We start from the raw sequence: 16,913 nt of genomic DNA, 5'->3' as shown, positions 1-16,913 counted from the left end.
TGTCAGACAACTAGAAATCGCAAAAAGGCTCGCGCGCGTGTGCGCGTGTGCGCGTGTGCGCGCGAGACGCGCACGCGCGCTCTACGCGCTCCAGGGCGCGCGGTGTCGCGACAGGTCAGCCACGGCCGAGACCGCGCACGGTGGCCACGGCGGCCTGAACGGATGCGGCCGCTTCCATCGCATCCGCGGCCGTGTTCGTTGTCGCCAGCGTGAACCGCACGGAGGTCTGGGCGACCTCGGCCGGGATTCCCATCGCGGTCAGCACGTGGGACGGTTCGTCGCTGCCTGCCGCGCAAGCCGACCCGCTGGAGCAGACGATGCCGCGTCGTTCCAGTTCGAGGAGCACCGCTTCCCCGCTTGTGCCTGGGAAGACGAACGACGCGGTGCCCGGCAGACGCTCGGTGGGGTGCCCGGTGAGTCGGGCGGAGGGCGTGCCGGCCAGCACTGTGGCGATGAAGTCATCCCGCAGCCCCGTGATCCGCGGCGCGGCCTCGCAGCGTTCGGCCTCGGCGAGGCGCAGCGCGGTGGCCAGCGCCAGAGCCCCGGCCACGTTCTCCGTGCCGCTGCGGCGTCCGCGCTCCTGACCTCCACCGTGCAACACCGGTTCCACCGCGATCCGGCGGCGCAGGAAGAGTGCACCGATGCCGGGAGGCGCACCGAGTTTGTGGCCGGACAGGCTCAGGGCATCGACGCCGAGGGCGCCCACGTTCACGGGGAGCCAGCCGGCCGCCTGTACGGCGTCGGTGTGCAGAGGCACTCGGGCGCCCTGCGCGATGGCGGACAGTTCCGCGAGCGGCTGCACGGTGCCGACCTCGTTGTTGGCGTAGTGCACCGAGACGAGGGTAGTGTCCGAGCGGATCACGGCGCGGAGCTGCGCCGGGTCGACCCGGCCGGTGGCATCCGTGTCGAGGAACGTCACCGCGAACCCGTGCAGGCGGCGCAGGTAGTCGCAGGATTCGAGCACCGCCTCGTGCTCGATCGCCGTGGTGATGAGGTGGCGGCCGCGCGGGGCGCCGAGGGCGATGCCCTTGACCGCGAGGTTGTCGGCCTCGGTGCCGCCGGTCGTGAACACCACGTCGGCCGGCCGGCAGCCGAGCACGCCCGCGACCGTGGCCCGAGCCTCGGTCAGGGTGGTGGCCGCGGCCTCACCGACCCGATGGTGGCTCGACGGGTTGCCGAACCGGCCGGCGAGCTGCTGCCAGAGCACCTCGAGAACCTCCCGGCGCACCGGTGTGGTGGCGGCGTTGTCGAGATAGATCATGGCGGGACCGATCAGCCTTCGGTGAGAATGACGACGTCGAGGCCGAGGTCGAGGGAGCGCACGCTGTGCGTGATGGCCCCGACCGAGATGATGTCGACACCGGTTTCGGCGATGCCGCGCACGGTCTGCAGCGAGACGCCGCCGCTGGCCTCCACGAGCGCCCGTCCCTCCGTGAGGCGCACTCCCTCGCGCAGGTCGCCCAGGCTGAAGTTGTCGAGCATGATCGTGTCGACGCCGGCGGCGAGGACGGGCTCGATCTGGTCGATCCGGTCGACCTCGACCTCGAGGTGCGTGGTGTGGGAGATGCGGTCGCGCACCTGGCGGAGCGCCTCGGTCAGGTTCAGGCCGCCCGCGGTGAGCACGGCAAGGTGGTTGTCCTTGGCCATGACGGCGTCGGAGAGGCTGAACCGGTGGTTGTGGCCGCCGCCGTCGCGCACGGCGGCGCGTTCCAGCACACGCAGGCCCGGGGTGGTTTTGCGGGTGTCGACGATGCGGGCCCTGGTGCCGGCCGTCTCGGCCACGTAGAGCGCGGTCAGTGTGGCGATTCCGCTCATCCGCTGCACGAAGTTCAGCCCGATGCGCTCGGCCTGCAGGATTCCGCGGGCAGACCCGGACACCTCGGCCAGGGCGTCGCCGGCGGCGAAGACGGTGCCGTCGGCCACGAGCACCCGCACGACGATGCGCGGGTCGGTCAGCCGGAAGGCCGCCGCGAACACGGCACCGCCGCTGAAGACGCCGGATTCACGGGCAACCAGCTGCGCGGTCGCATCCGCGTCGGCCGGAATCAGCACCTGCGAGGTCAGGTCGCCCCACGGGGCGTCCTCCTCGAGCGCGGCGCGCACGACGGTGTCGATGGCGTTCATGGTCAGCATGCGATGGCCTCCTCGGCCTCGGTGGGATGGTTCAGATTCGGCGTGCTCCGCATGCCATCGCGGGTGACCAGGGACGTTCCGCGGCTCCAGACGACGCTGCGGGCAAGCTCCGGCCGTATCGCGGAGAAGTCGAAGCGGTGGTGAGCGCCGCGCGATTCCTCCCGGGCCAGTGCGGAGGCCACTGTGACCCGTGCCAGGTCGAGCAGGTTGGCATCTTCATATGCCCGAATGCGCATATGGAGGGGGGTGGCGCTGTCCGGGTCCGCCCTGCGAGTCACCCAGTCGGCCAGGGTGACGGAGGCGGCGGCGAGCTTCTCCCCGCTCCGCAGCACTCCCGCGCACTCCCACATGAGCTGCTGCAGAGTGTCGCGGTCGACACCGGCGCCCGAGCCCTCGTTGGTCGAGCCCTCGTTGGTCGAGCCCACGTTGGCCCGGCCCCGGTCGGTCGGGGCCGCGTCGGTCGAACCCGCCCCGACCTCGGCCGGCACCCGAACCGGTTGGCGCAGGGCGCGCACGGCCCGGTCCGCGAACACGGCCGCCTCGAGCAGGGAATTGGAGGCCAGCCGGTTGGCGCCGTGGGCGCCGGTGCGGGCCGCTTCCCCCACCGCGAACAGGCCGGGCAGGCTGCTGCGTCCCCAGATGTCGGTGAGCACCCCGCCCATCCAATAGTGCGCCGCCGGGGCGACCGGAATGGATTCGACGGCCCAGTCCAGGCCGGCCGCGCGGCACGCCGCTGTGATGGTCGGGAAACGCCGCTCGAGCAGTTCGCGGCCGAGGCCGGTGGCATCCAGTCGCACTGGTTGGCCGCCCTGCTTCGTCATCTCCCGGGCGATTCCTCTGGCCACGATGTCGCGCGGGGCGAGTTCCGCGTCGGGGTGCAGGTCGAGCATGAAGCGGTGGCCCGCGACGTTCCGCAGCACGGCCCCTTCCCCGCGCACCGCCTCGGAGACCAGCGGGGTGCCGGGAACCGCGAGCGCGGTCGGGTGGAACTGGTAGAACTCGAGGTCGGCGACGGATGCCCCGGCGCGCCACGCGGCAGCCACACCGTCGCCCGTCGCCAGGGAGGGGTTCGTGGTGTGCGGGAACAGCACGCCGGCTCCTCCGGTGGCCAGGATCACCGTGTCGGCGGGGATCGTGCGGAGCTCCGCGTCGGGTCCGAGAAGGACGGCGCCGGTGACACGGTCGTCCTGCACGGTCAAATCGACCAGCATCGTGTGTTCCTGGATGCGCAGGCGGGCACCTCCGTCATGCGGCGACCGGGCGGCGCGCCCACGCACCGTCGACACGAGGGCGGCCTCGATGGCGGCGCCCGTGGCGTCTCCGCCGGCGTGCAGCACCCGGGACCGTGAGTGGGCTGCCTCGAGCCCGCGGGTCAGCCCGGACTCGTCGCGGTCGAAGTCCACGCCGAACCGGATCAGGTCGCGCACCCGGGCCGGTCCCTCGGAGCAGAGCACGCGCACGGCGACCGGGTCGCAGAGCCCGGCGCCGGCGCGCAGGGTGTCCCGAACGTGGGACTCGACCGAGTCGTCCGGGAACATGGCCGCGGCGATCCCGCCCTGGGCGTAGCGGGTGTTGCTGTCGGGCAGGCCCGATTTCGTGACGAGGGTCACGCGGTGGCCGGCATCCGTCGCCCGCACCGCGGCGATGAGTCCGGCCAATCCGCTGCCGACGACGAGCACGCGGGTCATGGTCAGGCCTCGACCGGCGCGGGCGGCTTCGCGGCGAGCATCCGTTCAAGAGCGATGCGGGCGTTGCCGGCGACCTCGTGCGGCACCTGGATGCGATTGAGTACTTCGGGCGCGCGATCCGCGGTGCCGACCAGTGCCTCGAGCACCCAGGCCAGGTAGCCCGAATGGATGCGGTACATCGTGGAGCAGGGGCAGACCACCGGGTCGAGGCAGAAGATGGTGTGCTCGGGGTGCGCGGCGGCGAGGCGCTGCACAAGGTTGATCTCGGTGCCGATGGCGAACGTGGACCCGGCCGGGGCCGCCTCGATGGCCTTCTTGATGAAGTCGGTGGAGCCGGAGGAGTCGGCGGCGTCGACGACGCTCATCGGGCACTCCGGGTGCACGATCACGCGCACTCCGGGGTGAGACTCGCGGGCCGCGGTGATCTGGTCCACCGTGAAGCGCTTGTGCACGCTGCAGAACCCGTGCCAGAGCACCACCTGGGCGGCCTCGAGCTCCTCGGCCGTGTTGCCGCCGAGGGCATTGCGCGGGTTCCACATCGGCATCTGCTCGAGCGGCACCCCCATCGCTTTGGCGGTGTTGCGGCCGAGGTGCTGGTCGGGGAAGAACAGCACGCGGCGGCCGCGGGCGAAGGCCCACTCGAGAACGGCCACCGCATTGGAGGAGGTGCAGACGATGCCGCCGTGCTCGCCGCAGAACGCTTTCAGCGCGGCCGAGGAGTTCATATAGGTGACCGGGATTACGGGCACGCGGCCGTCGGCGCCCGGCTCCGTGCCGTAAAGGTCCTCGAGCTGTTCCCAGCAGTCGGTGACGGAGTCGATGTCGGCCATATCGGCCATCGAGCAGCCGGCCGCGAGGTTGGGCAGGATGACCGCTTGCTCCGGCGTCGAAAGCAGGTCAGCGGTTTCGGCCATGAAGTGCACGCCGCAGAAAATGATCGCCGCGGCATCCGGCCGGCTCTTCGTGGCCTGCGCCAGCTGGAACGAGTCGCCCACGAAGTCCGCGTGCTGCACAACCTCCTCACGCTGGTAGAAGTGCCCGAGAATCACGACCCGGTCGCCGAGCGTGGCCTTGGCGGCACGGATGCGGTCACCGAGTTCCTCCGTCGACGCGCGTCGGTAGACCTCTGGCAGTTCGCCCTGACGCGGTGACCCGGTGGGGATGACGTCGCCCATCGACGACCCCGGGCCGTAGCCCGGCGCGCCGGAATCGAATTCCCACGGAGCGGTGAGCAGGTCGGGGCTGCAGGTGCTGCCGGCGGCCGCTCCCGTGCTGATGAGCCGAATGGTCTGGTCGACCGATGAGATGGACATGCGGTAACTCCTCGAAATTCACAGAATGCGATGGTCAGACAAGCAGGGTCAGCACGGATGCGCTGGGCGGGTGAGTCATGTTCAGCCGATGGCCGGCTCGAGCGCACCTGGCTCGGCGGCGGGAACGGAATCGTTGTAACGGTAGAGGCGGGGCGGCCGGTGCGGCACGCCGGCCACGCGCCGGCCGGTGTCGACCACGGTGCCCGACGATTCGACCGTGCGGCGGAAATTGGCCGGGTCCAGGGCCTTCTGCAGCACGGCCTCGTGAACTTCACGCAGCTGGGCGAGCGTGAAGGTCTCGCCCAGGAACGCGTGCGCGATGCGGGAGTACTCCACCTTGGTGCGCAGGCGCCAGAGAGCGTACTCGACGATGCGGTTGTGGTCGAAGGCCAGCGGCGGCAGGTGGTCGGCCGGGAACCAGTGCACGTTCTCGTCCTCGACCGCCAGTGCCGCCTCACCGGACTCGACGAGCGCCCAATAGACGACCGAGACGACCCGGCCGCCGGGGGAGCGGCCCGGGTCCCCGAACGTGTAGAGCTGCTCGAGGTATTTCGGGGTGAGTCCCGTGGTCTCGCGCAGCGCACGCGCGGCCGCGCCGGCCAGTCCCTCGTCCGTCGGCAGACCGCCGCCCGGCAGCGCCCACCGGCCGAGGTAGGGGTCCCGGGTGCGGCGCACGAGCGGCAGCCACAGGGACGAGAGCCCGGATCCCGGATCCGACCGCAAGGCGAAGATGACCGTCGACACGGCCAGGGCCGCTTCAAGCCGGGTGTTCATTGCCGCATCCACCGCCATCCACCAAGTAAAAGTCAGTGTGACTCTAACTGAATGGATCCATCTTATAGTCAGTCTGACCAGAAGTCACGCACTGTTCGACGGGTGCGGAGGCGGTCAGTGAACGCGCGGTACGGATGCCGGTGCCGCCGCGGCAGAGCGGCGGGCGTTCCTGCCGGTGAGACCCCAGATCGTGACCCGGGCCATCGCCTCGGCCACAATCGAGGGACTCATCTTCGAAGAGCCGAGGGTGCGGTCGACGAAGGTGATCGGCTTCTCGACCACGCTGAGCCCGGCCCGCACCGCATGCAGCAGCATGTCGATCTGGAAGCAGTAACCGAGGCTGTCGACGCTGGTGAGGTCCATCCGCTCGAGGGCATGCGCCGTGTAGACGCGGTAACCGCCGGTGACGTCCCGTTGGGGCAGCCGCAGCAGCACGCGCGAGTAGACAGATCCGCCCCGCGACAGCAGACGCCTGGGCCACGGCCAGTTCCGCACCATGCCGCCAGGGACCCAGCGGGAGCCGAGCACCACATCCGCGCTCTCCGCCGCCTCGAGCAGGGTCGGCAGCTGCTCCGGCAGGTGCGATCCGTCGGCGTCGAGTTGCACCAGTCGGTCGTAGCCGCGGGAAAGCCCCCAGGTGAAGGCCTCGAGATAGGCGGCGCCGAGACCGCTCTTCCGGGAGCGGTGCAGCGCGTGCACCTGGGAATCCGTGCTGGCCAACGTGTCGGCCAGCACCCCGGTGCCGTCGGGGGATGAATCGTCCACGACCAGAACGTCGGCGGCCGGCACGCTCGCCCGCACCCGGGCCACGATCGACGCGATGTTGGCCTGTTCGTTGTAGGTCGGGATGATGATCAGAATCCGAGCCATGGAGCTACCTTGTCATTTCGATGATCTGAGTGCGGTTAAGCATGGTCGACTCGGTCACGGTGAACCCGAGCTGCTGCAGGGTGCGGAGGTTGTCCCCCCGTCTATTCTCACCGCTGCCCTGGTTCTGCAGCACCCAGACCCGGTCCGTGCCGGTGAGCCGGTCGGTCACCTGGTCCACGGGCAGGACCACGTCCCACAGCTCGGTGGTGGCGTCGTACGGCACGGCGAGGGTGACATCCCGCAGGCCGTCGAACGCGGCCGGGTAGAGCCGCAGGGCGAGGCGGGGCTTCCGGGAGGGCCGCACACTCTCATCGAAAACGACGGCGTCCCCCGACTGCGCTCCGGCCCGCACGACCGCGGATGCCTGGCGCAGGTCGCTGCCGTAGTTCTTGCCGAACTCTCCCCGCTGGTCGAGATAGGTGGGCAGCATGAGTGCCGTGATGAGGCCCAGGGCGGCGGCCTGCGGCCAGTGCGGCCGGAGGCAGGAGATCCCCACGGCGATGGCGATCGCGGCAGCCGGCGTGCAAACCGACAGATACCGCAGCGAGTACATCGGCGTGACCAGTTGCGTGCCGATCAGGAGCGCTGCGCTCGGCAGGATCATCCAGGCCAGCATGACCGCCAGCGCCGCCCGGGTGCTCGACGGTGCGGCCATTCGACCGCGCACACCGAAGACCATCACGACGGCCAGCAGGATCAGTCCCCACGCCAGGACGGCCAGGGGAACGTTGCCGAACCACTGATGCACGGCGGCGGTGAGCACGGCGATCGGCGGGCGCCGCCCGATAAAGGCGATCTGATCACGCTGCTCCACGCTTGCCGCCATCACGGGGGCAGCCAGCGCGAGCGCGGTGGCCGTGGCCAGGGCCCAGGCTCGCAGGCTCGCCACCCTGTCGCCCTTCCGCGGCGTCAGCAGCAGCGCGGCGAGGCCGAGCACGGGGATCAGGAGCAGAACGTAGAGGAATAGGTAGATTCCCAGGGCCAGGAGCGCGGCATAGCCCGCCCAGAGCGCGAACCGGGTGCCGGACACCAGGTGGCGGTTCCGCAGCACGTGCACCAGCACAACTGTCAGCCAGACCAGGACGGCCGTGGCGACGGCTGCCGAACGGGCTTCGGCGCCCATATAGGTGACCCGGGGGAGCAGTGCGAACACGAGGGCGGCGAACACGCCGACCCGGGTGGAGATCAGGGTTCGGGCCAGCACGAAGGTGCCGGTCGTCGCGACACCGATGAAGAGGGCGCTCAGGCCACGGGTGGCCAGCTCCGAGGAGCCGAAGAGGTCGATCCAGACGTGCAGCAGCAGGTAGTAGGCGCCGTGCACGGCGTCGACGTTGTCCAGCAGTCGGACGAGCCCCCGCAGGGAACGCCCGGCCGACATGATGCTGGCGGCCTCGTCGCCCCAATACGACGGCCGCCACGAGCCGGCCACCGAGACGAGGAAGCCGAGCAGCCCGAGAAGCGCAGCCAGTCCTCCGGTTCGGTTCAGGGGAAGGGTCGGCGCCTCGGGGCGAATCAGGCGGGAGACCAGCGGCGGGGAAGACACGCATATACGTTAGGCCACTCCGCTGAACCCTGATACCCGCTGTCGGAGAAGGCCGACCGGAACGGTTCCGCACGCCCGGGCGAGGCGCTGACCGGCGGCTAGGCTGACGCCATGAACGATCCCCTCGCCACGCGCGATCCCTCACCCACTGCTGGTGGGCCCGCCGCAGCCCTGGGCGTGGGCGTGGCCCAGTTCGCGCCCGGGCCAGATCCTGCCGTGAACCTTGCCGTCATGCGCTCTCTGGCCGAGACGGCCGTTTCCCGCGGAGCCCGGTTGATCGTCTTCCCCGAGTACTCCGCATTCTTCGAATCGGTCCTGGGGCCATCCTTCGTCGCCGCGGCCGAACCTCTGGATGGGCCCTTCGTGAGTGCCCTGGCCGCGCTCGCCGCAGATCTCGGCGTGCACGTCGTGGCCGGCATGCTGGAGGCCACGGACGACCCGAACCGGTTCTCCAATACCCTCGTCGCGCTCGATCCGGCCGGCGAGCTCGTTGCGACGTACCGCAAGCTGCACCTCTACGACGCCTTCGGGGACCGCGAATCGGACTGGGTGCGGGCCGGGGCCGTGGAGGAACCCGAGACGTTCAACGTGCGGGGACTGCGGGTGGGCCTGCAGACCTGCTACGACATCCGTTTCCCGGAGGTGACGCGCCGCCTCGTCGACGCCGGAGCCGACCTGGTGCTGGTGCCGGCCGAATGGGTGCGCGGACCGCTGAAGGAACAACACTGGCGCACGCTGCTGACCGCGCGCGCCCTGGAGAACACGGTCTACCTGGCGGCGGCCGACCATGCCCCGCCGGTGGGTGTCGGCAACAGCATGGTGGTCGACCCGATGGGCGTGGAGCTGGTCACGATCGGTGAGACAACGGATGTCGCGGTCGCCTGGGTGTCGCCGGAGCGCCTCACAGCCGTGCGGGCCCGCAACCCCGCACTGGAACTGCGCCGTTTCGCGGTTGTACCCCGCTGAGGCGGCAGAACCCAGTCGGCCGAGTCGAGTCGAGTCGAGCCGAGCCGAGCCGAGCCGGCCGAGCGAAATCAGAGTTCGGTGGCGATGGTGTCCTGTGAGGCCGGTGCCGCGCGCACCGTGAACTTCTGATCCGGACGGTGACCGCGGTCGGTGCGCTCCGGATGTTCGGGCTCGCCCATCGCGCGCTCCTCGCCGGTGGCCACCAGACCCTGGGAACTGTTCGCGGAGCGGGTGAGCTGAGCGAGCCAGAGTGGGTTGATGCTCGGCGGCTGGCCGCCGGAGAATTTGAAGTACAGCGGGATGGCCGGGTGCAGCCAGGCGGAACTGCGACCGTTTCCGGCTTCCGCGGCGTTTCGCCAAGAGAGCAGGAAGCTCTCGCCCCGGCGGAGCTTCTGCACGATCACGATCTGAAGATGCGCCAATATGCGGTCGTCGAATTCGACCGTGACCCTGTCATACGTCAACGAACCCATAGGGAGCCGCTCTCAATCGTCGGGGCTGTGCAGAGACCGGTCACTCGGAGTGGCCTCTTCTCAGTACTGAACCTCAGTTTGGTCGTATTGAACCCGGTTCACAAGGGAATCGCACAAGGGCATGGGCGAACCGGATTCGGCGCGCCGCGCGCAGGAATCGGCCGCGGTCAACCGGCAGGTGCTCGATCGGCTCGACGCGATCGACGTCCGGCTGGCGGCGGTGGAGAAATCACTGCGGGAACACGCCTGAACCGGACCGGCATCCGTTCGGCACGACGAACAGCAGCGTCTCATAGGGCCTCTCCACGTGCGCGAAATGCCCGGTGCCCGGCACCGTGACCAGGTCGAAGTCCCGGATGACGGCACCCAGCCTGGCCGCATCCGTCGCCGCCACGAAGATGTCGGAATCGCCCTGCCCGGCCCGCACAGCGCACTCGATCCGGGACCAGCGGTCGGTATCGTAAGTGCCGGCCAGGGTTGATGCCACGGCGAACGCCTGCGGGCGCAGCTCGCTCGCGAGGGCGTCGGTGACGCTCTCGTGCAGCAGCTCCGGTCGGCGGAACAGCGGCGCCGCCAGCGTGCGCAGCAGCGCGGAGCGGTGGAGCACGCGGATCAGGCCGTCGCCGACGCGCCCGGCCCGGGCCAGTGCCTGCATCACCGGCAGCAGGGCGCCGTACCAGGGGAGCGCGGCGAACCGGGCGACGGGGTGCTGCACGGTGTCGATCACCGAGAAGGTCGTGGCCGAGACGAGTCCGACGAACGCGGTCGACCTGGCCTCGTTCGCGGCGAGTTCGAGGGCAACGAAGCCGCCGAGGGAGTGGCCGATCACGTTCCAGGAGCGGTAGCCGAGCGCTCGGGCGATTTCGGCCACCGCCGCCGCGGTCGCCTCGATGGAGCGGGAAGGGCCCTCCGCGGGGAGCGGCGAGTCGCCCCAGCCGGGGAGGTCGGGGATGATCAGGTCGGTCAGGGGACGGCCGGAGGCGTCGGCCGCGGCCAGCAGCGGCGTCCAGGTCGTCCAGGATCCGGCGGCGCCGTGCAGCAGGATGGTCGCAGTGTCGCTTCCGGTGCGGCGGCCGTGCCGTACCGACACCGTGGCTCGGCTGAGGCGCATGGCACTCGTGGTGAGGCCGAAGGCTCGGGCGTCGGACAAGAAGGGGAACGGGCAGTATCCGGTTCGGTCAGGCGCATCCCGCGGCGACGGTGTCGGCCGGGTCAGGGTGAGAGCGCTCATGATGCTTGTTCGGTGCGGCGGCTCCTGTGGATTGCCCGACCGTGTCGAGTCAACGGAATATGCGGGAGAGCAGGGCCGTTGCCGCTCAGGGGAACCTGTTTCCCCCTGTCCACGACGGCGTCCGCGCCGCCCGACGACACCCCGCCCCACAGAAAGAGCTATTCGTGAATCTTTTCTCCCCGTTGTCCCTCGGTGACCTGGAACTGCCCAACCGGCTCGTCATGGCGCCGCTGACCCGGGTGCGGTCCGGAATCGAGGGCGTGCCCGGTCCTCTCGTCGTCGAGCACTACAAGCAGCGGGCATCCCTCGGACTGATCGTGACCGAGGGAACCTACCCCAGCCACGCCGGCCAGGGCTTCCCCGGCCAGCCCGGACTGGTCACGCCCGAGCAGATCGCCGGTTGGACGAACGTCGCCGCCGCCGTGCACTCGGCCGGAGGGCGCCTGGTCGCCCAGGTCATGCATGCCGGCCGGGTCACCCATGAGGGCACGAACGGCGGCCGCGAGGTCGTGGCCCCCAGCGCCATCGCCATCAACGGCGAGACCCGCACCTACGAGGGAAAAGTCACCTACCCGGTGCCGCACGCCCTCACCTCGGACGAGCTCCCCGGCGTGATCGCGGACTTCGTGCAGGCCTCCCGCAACGCCATCGCCGCCGGACTCGACGGTGTGGAAATCCACTCCGCGAACGGTTACCTCCTGCACGAGTTCCTCTCGCCGGCCTCCAACCAGCGCGACGACAGCTACGGCGGCTCCCCGCAGAACCGGGCCCGCTTCGTCGTCGAGGTCGTCACCGCGGTGGCCGAAGCCATCGGCGCCGGCCGCGTCGGCATCCGGATTTCCCCGGAGCACAACATCCAGGACGCCCTCGAAACGGATGCCGCCGACGTGCTGGCCACCTACGGCGCCTTGGCCGACGCACTCGCCCCGCTGGGGCTGGCCTATCTGAGCATCCTGCACCGCGAGCCGGCCGGAGAACTCGTGCAGCAGCTGCGTACCCGTTTCGGCGGCCCGCTCCTGGTCAACAGCGGCTTCGGCGAGGTCACCGGCCGGGACGAAGCGATGGCCATCATCGCCGACGACCTGGCGGATGCGGTCGTCGTGGGTCGTGCCGTGATCGCCAACCCCGACCTCGTGGCGCGTTGGCTCAAGGACCTGCCGCTCAACGCGCCCGACCCGCTCACCTTCTACGGAGCCGGAGCCGAGGGCTACACCGACTACCCCGCCCTGGCGCACTAGGCACCCCTGCAGCCCAGCACCAGCCCGGCCCTCTTTCCGGTTTGGTCGGTGCATAACTCCTGCAATTTGTGACGCGCTCGCGCACCACCCCCTGAATTCCGGGGCTGTGGATGTCGCAGCCGACAAATTGCAGGAGTTATGCATTGTGTGACCGAAGAAGTGCGGTTGCGGAGCAGGGCCCGGCGTCTCGTTGCGCGGAGGCCGGAGCGGCGGCTACCGGGCGGTGATGCCGGCCAGCTGTGCGGCGGCGCGCTCGAGGACGTCCACCTTCTTGCAGTAGGCGAAACGCACCAGCGAGGCGTACTCGGGCCGGTTCGCGGCGGAGCAGAACGCTCCGATCGGAACCGCCACCACCCCGGCCAAGTCGGGCAGCACCCGGCAGAACTCGGCGCCGTCCGTGTAGCCGAGCGGCGCGGCATCCGCCACGATGAAATACGACCCCTGGGGGCGGCTGACCGTGAATCCAGCCGCGGTCAGGCCGCTCTCGAGCACGTCGCGCCTGGCCCGGAGGTCGGCGGCGATGCCGCTATAGAAGCTGTCGGGCAGGTCGAGACCCCGTGCGATCGCCGGCTGGAACGGGGCGCCGTTCACATAGGTGAGGAACTGCTTCACGGCCAGGATCGCGGTGACCAGGGCGGCCGGGGCGGTGAGCCAGCCGACCTTCCAACCGGTGGTGTTGAACGTCTTCCCGCCCGAGGAGATCGTGATGGTGCGCTCGCTCGCACCCGGAATCATTGCGACCGGCACGTGGGGGACGCCGAAGGTGAGGTGCTCGTAGACTTCGTCGGTCACGATGAGAGCGTCGTGGCGGTGCGCGAGGGACACGATGAGTTCCAGAGTCTCACGGGGCAGCACGGCACCGGTGGGGTTGTGCGGATTGTTCACGATGATCAGCCGGGTGCGGTCGGTGATCACGGCGCGCAGCTCGTCCGGGTCCGGCTGGAAGTCGGGCGCTCGCAGCCGCACCGTGCGGTGGATGCCGCCGCCCAGCGCGATCAGGCCGCCGTACGCGTCATAGAACGGCTCGAGCGTGACCACCTCGTCGCCGGGTTCGAGCAGCGCGAGAATGGTCGCCGCCAGCGCCTCCGTGGCGCCGGCCGTCACCAGAACCTCGGTGTCCGGATCGACGGACAGACCGTAGAACCGGTGCTGGTGACGAGCAATGGCCTCCCGCAGCACGGGCAGGCCGCGCCCCGGCGGGTATTGGTTCACCCCGTCGGCGATCGCCTGGCGGGCCGCGTCGAGCACCTCGGCGGGGCCGTCCTCGTCCGGGAATCCCTGACCCAGGTTGATGGCGCCGGTGCGCACGGCGAGGGCACTCATCTCGGCGAAAATACTCGCGGCAACGGTACCGTCCGCTGCGAGCAGACCGGCCCCGCGGGCCGTGCGTCGCCAGGCTCCGGAGATCGTCATGGTGTCACCTGCATGGCTCCAAACTACGACATGTGGAAAGTTCGAGCGCGCTTCCGCCGGATGCCCTAGGTTGGCCGGATGCGGACCGTGAAGCGCGACCTCCTCGTTCTGGGCACGCTGCTGCTGCTCGGCGCGCTGTCGCTGACGGGATGCGCGCCCGAACCGGCTCCCCGCGCGTCCGAGACGACGGCGCCGACGGATGCCCCCGTCTTCGCCTCCGACGAGCAGGCCCTCGCCGCGGCCACGGAGGCCTATGCGGCCTACCTAGCTGCCGGCGATGCAGAAGAGGGAGCCGGGACCCCATCACGGGATCAGTTTCTCGCCCTGAGCTCCGGAGAGGCTCACGAGCAAGATCTATCCGTTGCGGCATCATTCGATGAGAAGGGCTGGAAGCAAATCGGTTCCACCTCCTTTGACTCGATGGCCATCCAATCTGCGGAAATAAATGAGAAAAGAAGATGGGAAATTCGGGTCTACGTGTGTCTTGATGTGACAAATAGCGACATCGTCGATTCTTTCGGTGTTTCGGTATCTCAACCCGACCGCCCACTTCGGATGCCGTTGGAAGTGGCTTTCGTCGGAACTGACCAAAGCAATGATCATCTTCAGATGACGGAGTCGCGGGTATGGGCCGGATCAGACTTCTGCTAGCAGCGATGATGTTCTCAATTCTCTCCCTGACCTCGGTTGTGTCCGCAGCGGCCGAAGGTCAAGATTGCCCATACCAACTGGCCGTCGCTGGTCTCTGCCCAGTTGTGACAGGCAACATCAACAACGGAGGGGTGGACCTTTCGGCGGGGTACGAGACCGGCGGCGGGGGACAGGGCTCCGGAAACGGGACCGGTGGCGGAGCGGAATCCGGGGCGGGTGGGTCCGGCAGCGGCAGCGGCGGTACCGGGCAGCCTGGTGCATCTCCCGTTGTCGATCCGCTGGTGTTCGTGCGTGACGGCTTCACCGTGAACTGCATCCCGGGATCGCCGTGCGATCCGAACCTGGTGGTGCGGGTCGGCGACCTGATCAACTTCCAGCCCGCCGCGCCGTCTCAGACGATGGAACCGCAGGGCTGGAGCGTGGCGGGGTTGCCCGCCAACTTCATCGCGTCGGCATCCGTGCACACCCGCACGGGTACGCTGCTGGGCTATCCGGCGGAGGTGCGTTTCACCCCGGTCGGCTACCGCTGGACCTACGGCGACGGCGCTCAGGCGAGTACGAGCTCGGGCGGTGCCACCTGGGCGGCACTGGGCTTGCCGGAATTCTCGGACACCGCGACCAGCCACGCGTTCGTCGTACCGGGGAGCTACGTTGTCGTCGTCGCGGTGGTGTACTCGGCCGAGTACCGATTCGCGGGCCTTGCCTGGCGTGCGGTCGAGGGTACTCTGGCGGTTTCGGCCGGCCCGCTCGGGGTGATCGTGGGAGATGCCCAGACGGTGCTCGTCAACCGGGAGTGCACGGTGAATCCCTCAGGTCCGGGCTGCTGAATGAGGGGGTCGACCCGGTCGCGAACAAGTCACTGCGTCGTCATCGAATGCTCCCAGCTTGCACATATCATTCGTTCAGGTTCAGGAGTCAAGGTGGACTTGCTTGGAAGGAGCACATCATGACCGACAACCCGCAGGTACCCGGCACCACTCCCGATCCCGACAACGCAGTCCCATTCGAAGTGAATGCGGCCGGCGAGGCGTCGGCACCGGCGCAGCCTGCGGCGGTGAATCCTTCCCCGAGAACCCCCGGCGATGAGCAGCCGACCGACGTCATTCCCGAGACGCTCACCGCCTCCGAGCAGCAGGCGCCGGTTCAGTCCGCCGCCGCCCAGCCGGCACCCGACCGGCCCACCGCTGCCCATCCCACCGCTGCCCAGCCCACGCTCGCTTACGCCACGGATGCCTTCGGCCGGCCGGTCGCAGGAGGCCCCACCTCGAATCCCTACGCGCCGAACCCCCAGCCGCAGTCCTACGCCCAGCAGAACGGTGACGCCACCGACCAGCTCGGCGGCCCCCGCAAGGCTCCCCGCCGCTCGGGCAATGTCGCACTGATCGCGGCGCTGGCCATCGGCGCTCTCGTCGGCGGAGCATCCGGCGCCGGTGTCTCGGCGTTCGTGCTCACCAACCAGACCGCGGGCATCCCGGCCAGCCAGGCCGAGGGCCCCAGCACGGTCGTCGTCAACAACACCGACAGCGTCAACCAGATCACCGCTGTCGCCGCAAAGGCCACGCCCAGCGTCGTCACCATTGCCGCCTCCGACGGCAGTTCCGGCGGAACCGGTTCCGGCGTCGTCCTGACCGATGACGGCTACATTCTCACGAACACGCACGTCGTCACCCTCGACGGCGCCGCTGCAGACGCCACCATCCAGGTCACTGCCAGCGACGGAAAGCTGTACGCGGCCACCATCGTCGGCACCGACCCGATCTCCGACCTCGCCGTGATCAAGCTCGAGGGGGCGAGCGACCTGACGCCGATCAAGTGGGCGGATTCCGGCAAGCTCAACGTCGGTGACACGACCATCGCGATCGGCGCGCCGCTCGGTCTCTCCGGCAGTGTCACCGACGGCATCGTGAGCGCCCTGAACCGCAGTATCTCCATCGCCTCCTCGGCCGCACCGTCGACGCCCGACAACTCCGCACCCGAGGAAGACCAGAGTCCGTTCTTCTTCGACCTGCCCGATCAGAACGGCGGCCAGCCTCAAGCGCCGTCCACCGGAAGCATCTCGCTCTCGGTCATCCAGACGGATGCCGCGATCAACCCCGGCAACTCCGGCGGAGCCCTGCTCAATTCCAAGGGCGAGCTGATCGGCATCAACGTCGCCATCGCCAGCGCGGGCGGCGAGTCGGCGGCGGCCGGCAGCATCGGCGTCGGCTTCTCCATCCCGTCGAACCTGGCCAAGCGCATTTCCGACGAACTGATCGCCACCGGCACGGCCAGCCACGGTCTGCTCGGAGCGAGCGTCACCAGCGCGGCCGGCAGCCCGGAGAGCACCACCGTCGGCGCCCTGATCAGCGAGGTGTCCCCGGGCGGCGCGGCGGAGAAGGCCGGCCTCCGGGAAGGCGACATCGTCACCAACCTGAACGAACTGCCCATCACCGACGCCAACGACCTGACCGCCCAGGTGCGCGCTCTCGCTGCGGGCGAAACCGCCGACGTCACCTATGTGCGCGACGGCAAATCGGTCACGGTGTCCGTCACGGTCGGCGAACTCTCCAGCTGACCACTCGATCCTTCTTGCAGAAAGACGACTGCGCCGCCGGTGATCCACCGGCGGCGCAGTCGTCGT

At 69.4% G+C, this 16,913-nt stretch carries 16 protein-coding genes; 6 read left to right on the top strand and 10 right to left on the bottom strand.

Annotated elements, in window-relative coordinates; translation table 11 throughout:
• Positions 1 to 115 precede the first annotated feature (115 nt).
• The 7 genes from E3T23_RS06905 to E3T23_RS06875 all read right to left on the bottom strand — a co-directional run bounded on the left by E3T23_RS06905 (position 116) and on the right by E3T23_RS06875 (position 8,321).
• Positions 116 to 1,261 carry a cysteine desulfurase family protein gene (locus tag E3T23_RS06905; RefSeq protein WP_134369639.1) on the bottom strand — a complete coding sequence of 382 codons (1,146 nt, stop codon included), beginning with the start codon at positions 1,259 to 1,261 and terminating at the stop codon, positions 116 to 118.
• A gap of 11 nt (positions 1,262 to 1,272) precedes the next feature.
• Entirely contained in the window at positions 1,273 to 2,133 is an 861-nt protein-coding gene (gene nadC, locus E3T23_RS06900; protein WP_134369638.1) for a carboxylating nicotinate-nucleotide diphosphorylase, read from the bottom strand.
• The gene (gene nadB, locus E3T23_RS06895) at positions 2,127 to 3,821 is read right to left on the bottom strand and encodes an L-aspartate oxidase (RefSeq protein ID WP_134369637.1); all 1,695 of its coding nucleotides are present in this window, start codon (positions 3,819 to 3,821) and stop codon (positions 2,127 to 2,129) included. Before nadB ends, nadC begins: the two co-directional genes overlap by 7 nt.
• Positions 3,822 to 3,823: 2 nt before the next feature.
• A complete protein-coding gene (nadA, locus tag E3T23_RS06890; RefSeq protein ID WP_134369636.1) occupies positions 3,824 to 5,134 on the bottom strand; it encodes a quinolinate synthase NadA in 1,311 nt (436 codons plus the stop codon).
• An 81-nt stretch (positions 5,135 to 5,215) separates the two neighbouring features.
• Positions 5,216 to 5,908 (bottom strand): NUDIX hydrolase, encoded by a 693-nt coding sequence (locus tag E3T23_RS06885; RefSeq protein ID WP_134369635.1) that lies wholly within the window; start codon positions 5,906 to 5,908, stop codon positions 5,216 to 5,218.
• A gap of 114 nt (positions 5,909 to 6,022) precedes the next feature.
• Positions 6,023 to 6,778 carry a polyprenol monophosphomannose synthase gene (locus tag E3T23_RS06880; protein ID WP_134369634.1) on the bottom strand — a complete coding sequence of 252 codons (756 nt, stop codon included), beginning with the start codon at positions 6,776 to 6,778 and terminating at the stop codon, positions 6,023 to 6,025.
• Positions 6,779 to 6,782: 4 nt separating this feature from the next.
• The gene (locus E3T23_RS06875) at positions 6,783 to 8,321 is read right to left on the bottom strand and encodes a glycosyltransferase family 39 protein (protein ID WP_134369633.1); all 1,539 of its coding nucleotides are present in this window, start codon (positions 8,319 to 8,321) and stop codon (positions 6,783 to 6,785) included.
• 111 nt (positions 8,322 to 8,432) lie between these two features.
• On the opposite strand from E3T23_RS06875, the gene E3T23_RS06870 reads away from it, so the two are divergent.
• Positions 8,433 to 9,287 carry a carbon-nitrogen hydrolase family protein gene (locus E3T23_RS06870; RefSeq protein WP_134369632.1) on the top strand — a complete coding sequence of 285 codons (855 nt, stop codon included), beginning with the start codon at positions 8,433 to 8,435 and terminating at the stop codon, positions 9,285 to 9,287.
• A 68-nt stretch (positions 9,288 to 9,355) separates the two neighbouring features.
• Here the strand turns inward: E3T23_RS06870 and E3T23_RS06865 are convergent, their stop codons facing one another.
• A complete protein-coding gene (locus tag E3T23_RS06865; RefSeq protein ID WP_233191304.1) occupies positions 9,356 to 9,760 on the bottom strand; it encodes a DUF7882 family protein in 405 nt (134 codons plus the stop codon).
• Between the two features lie 121 nt (positions 9,761 to 9,881).
• Between E3T23_RS06865 and E3T23_RS15800 the strand changes: the two genes are divergently transcribed.
• A complete protein-coding gene (locus E3T23_RS15800) occupies positions 9,882 to 10,010 on the top strand; it encodes a hypothetical protein (RefSeq protein ID WP_255570689.1) in 129 nt (42 codons plus the stop codon).
• Here E3T23_RS15800 and E3T23_RS06860 read toward each other — a convergent pair.
• Complete coding sequence (locus E3T23_RS06860; RefSeq protein ID WP_134369631.1) at positions 9,990 to 10,991, bottom strand: alpha/beta fold hydrolase; 1,002 nt, start codon at positions 10,989 to 10,991, stop codon at positions 9,990 to 9,992. The genes E3T23_RS15800 and E3T23_RS06860 overlap by 21 nt on opposite strands.
• A gap of 164 nt (positions 10,992 to 11,155) precedes the next feature.
• Between E3T23_RS06860 and E3T23_RS06855 the strand changes: the two genes are divergently transcribed.
• Positions 11,156 to 12,229 carry an alkene reductase gene (locus E3T23_RS06855; protein WP_134369630.1) on the top strand — a complete coding sequence of 358 codons (1,074 nt, stop codon included), beginning with the start codon at positions 11,156 to 11,158 and terminating at the stop codon, positions 12,227 to 12,229.
• A 213-nt stretch (positions 12,230 to 12,442) separates the two neighbouring features.
• Here the strand turns inward: E3T23_RS06855 and E3T23_RS06850 are convergent, their stop codons facing one another.
• Positions 12,443 to 13,642: an aminotransferase class I/II-fold pyridoxal phosphate-dependent enzyme gene (locus E3T23_RS06850; protein ID WP_134369629.1), complete on the bottom strand. Its 1,200-nt coding sequence runs from the start codon at positions 13,640 to 13,642 to the stop codon at positions 12,443 to 12,445.
• Between the two features lie 87 nt (positions 13,643 to 13,729).
• Here E3T23_RS06850 and E3T23_RS06845 point away from each other — a divergent pair, with 87 nt between their 5' ends.
• The 3 genes from E3T23_RS06845 to E3T23_RS06835 all read left to right on the top strand — a co-directional run bounded on the left by E3T23_RS06845 (position 13,730) and on the right by E3T23_RS06835 (position 16,847).
• A complete protein-coding gene (locus E3T23_RS06845) occupies positions 13,730 to 14,293 on the top strand; it encodes a hypothetical protein (protein ID WP_134369628.1) in 564 nt (187 codons plus the stop codon).
• 131 nt (positions 14,294 to 14,424) lie between these two features.
• Positions 14,425 to 15,120, top strand: a complete 696-nt coding sequence (locus E3T23_RS06840) for a hypothetical protein (RefSeq protein ID WP_134369627.1) — start codon at positions 14,425 to 14,427, stop codon at positions 15,118 to 15,120.
• Positions 15,121 to 15,239: 119 nt separating this feature from the next.
• The gene (locus tag E3T23_RS06835; RefSeq protein ID WP_134369626.1) at positions 15,240 to 16,847 is read left to right on the top strand and encodes a S1C family serine protease; all 1,608 of its coding nucleotides are present in this window, start codon (positions 15,240 to 15,242) and stop codon (positions 16,845 to 16,847) included.
• Positions 16,848 to 16,913: the final 66 nt, after the last annotated feature.

This window comes from Cryobacterium cheniae, assembly GCF_004403395.1.
Taxonomy (GTDB): Bacteria; Actinomycetota; Actinomycetes; order Actinomycetales; family Microbacteriaceae; genus Cryobacterium; species Cryobacterium cheniae.
This window is presented reverse-complemented; position numbering and strand designations above follow the sequence as displayed.

Bases quoted from the DNA above. Each gene is read 5' to 3' on its own strand.
- E3T23_RS06885 (WP_134369635.1), bottom strand. From the start codon at position 5,908: ATGAACACCCGGCTTGAAGCGGCCCTGGCCGTGTCGACGGTCATCTTC.
- E3T23_RS15800 (WP_255570689.1), top strand. From the start codon at position 9,882: ATGGGCGAACCGGATTCGGCGCGCCGCGCGCAGGAATCGGCCGCGGTC.
- E3T23_RS06870 (WP_134369632.1), top strand. From the start codon at position 8,433: ATGAACGATCCCCTCGCCACGCGCGATCCCTCACCCACTGCTGGTGGG.
- nadC (WP_134369638.1), bottom strand. From the start codon at position 2,133: ATGCTGACCATGAACGCCATCGACACCGTCGTGCGCGCCGCGCTCGAG.
- E3T23_RS06835 (WP_134369626.1), top strand. From the start codon at position 15,240: ATGACCGACAACCCGCAGGTACCCGGCACCACTCCCGATCCCGACAAC.
- E3T23_RS06850 (WP_134369629.1), bottom strand. From the start codon at position 13,642: ATGACGATCTCCGGAGCCTGGCGACGCACGGCCCGCGGGGCCGGTCTG.
- E3T23_RS06865 (WP_233191304.1), bottom strand. From the start codon at position 9,760: ATGGGTTCGTTGACGTATGACAGGGTCACGGTCGAATTCGACGACCGC.
- nadA (WP_134369636.1), bottom strand. From the start codon at position 5,134: ATGTCCATCTCATCGGTCGACCAGACCATTCGGCTCATCAGCACGGGA.
- E3T23_RS06905 (WP_134369639.1), bottom strand. From the start codon at position 1,261: ATGATCTATCTCGACAACGCCGCCACCACACCGGTGCGCCGGGAGGTT.
- E3T23_RS06880 (WP_134369634.1), bottom strand. From the start codon at position 6,778: ATGGCTCGGATTCTGATCATCATCCCGACCTACAACGAACAGGCCAAC.
- E3T23_RS06860 (WP_134369631.1), bottom strand. From the start codon at position 10,991: ATGAGCGCTCTCACCCTGACCCGGCCGACACCGTCGCCGCGGGATGCG.
- nadB (WP_134369637.1), bottom strand. From the start codon at position 3,821: ATGACCCGCGTGCTCGTCGTCGGCAGCGGATTGGCCGGACTCATCGCC.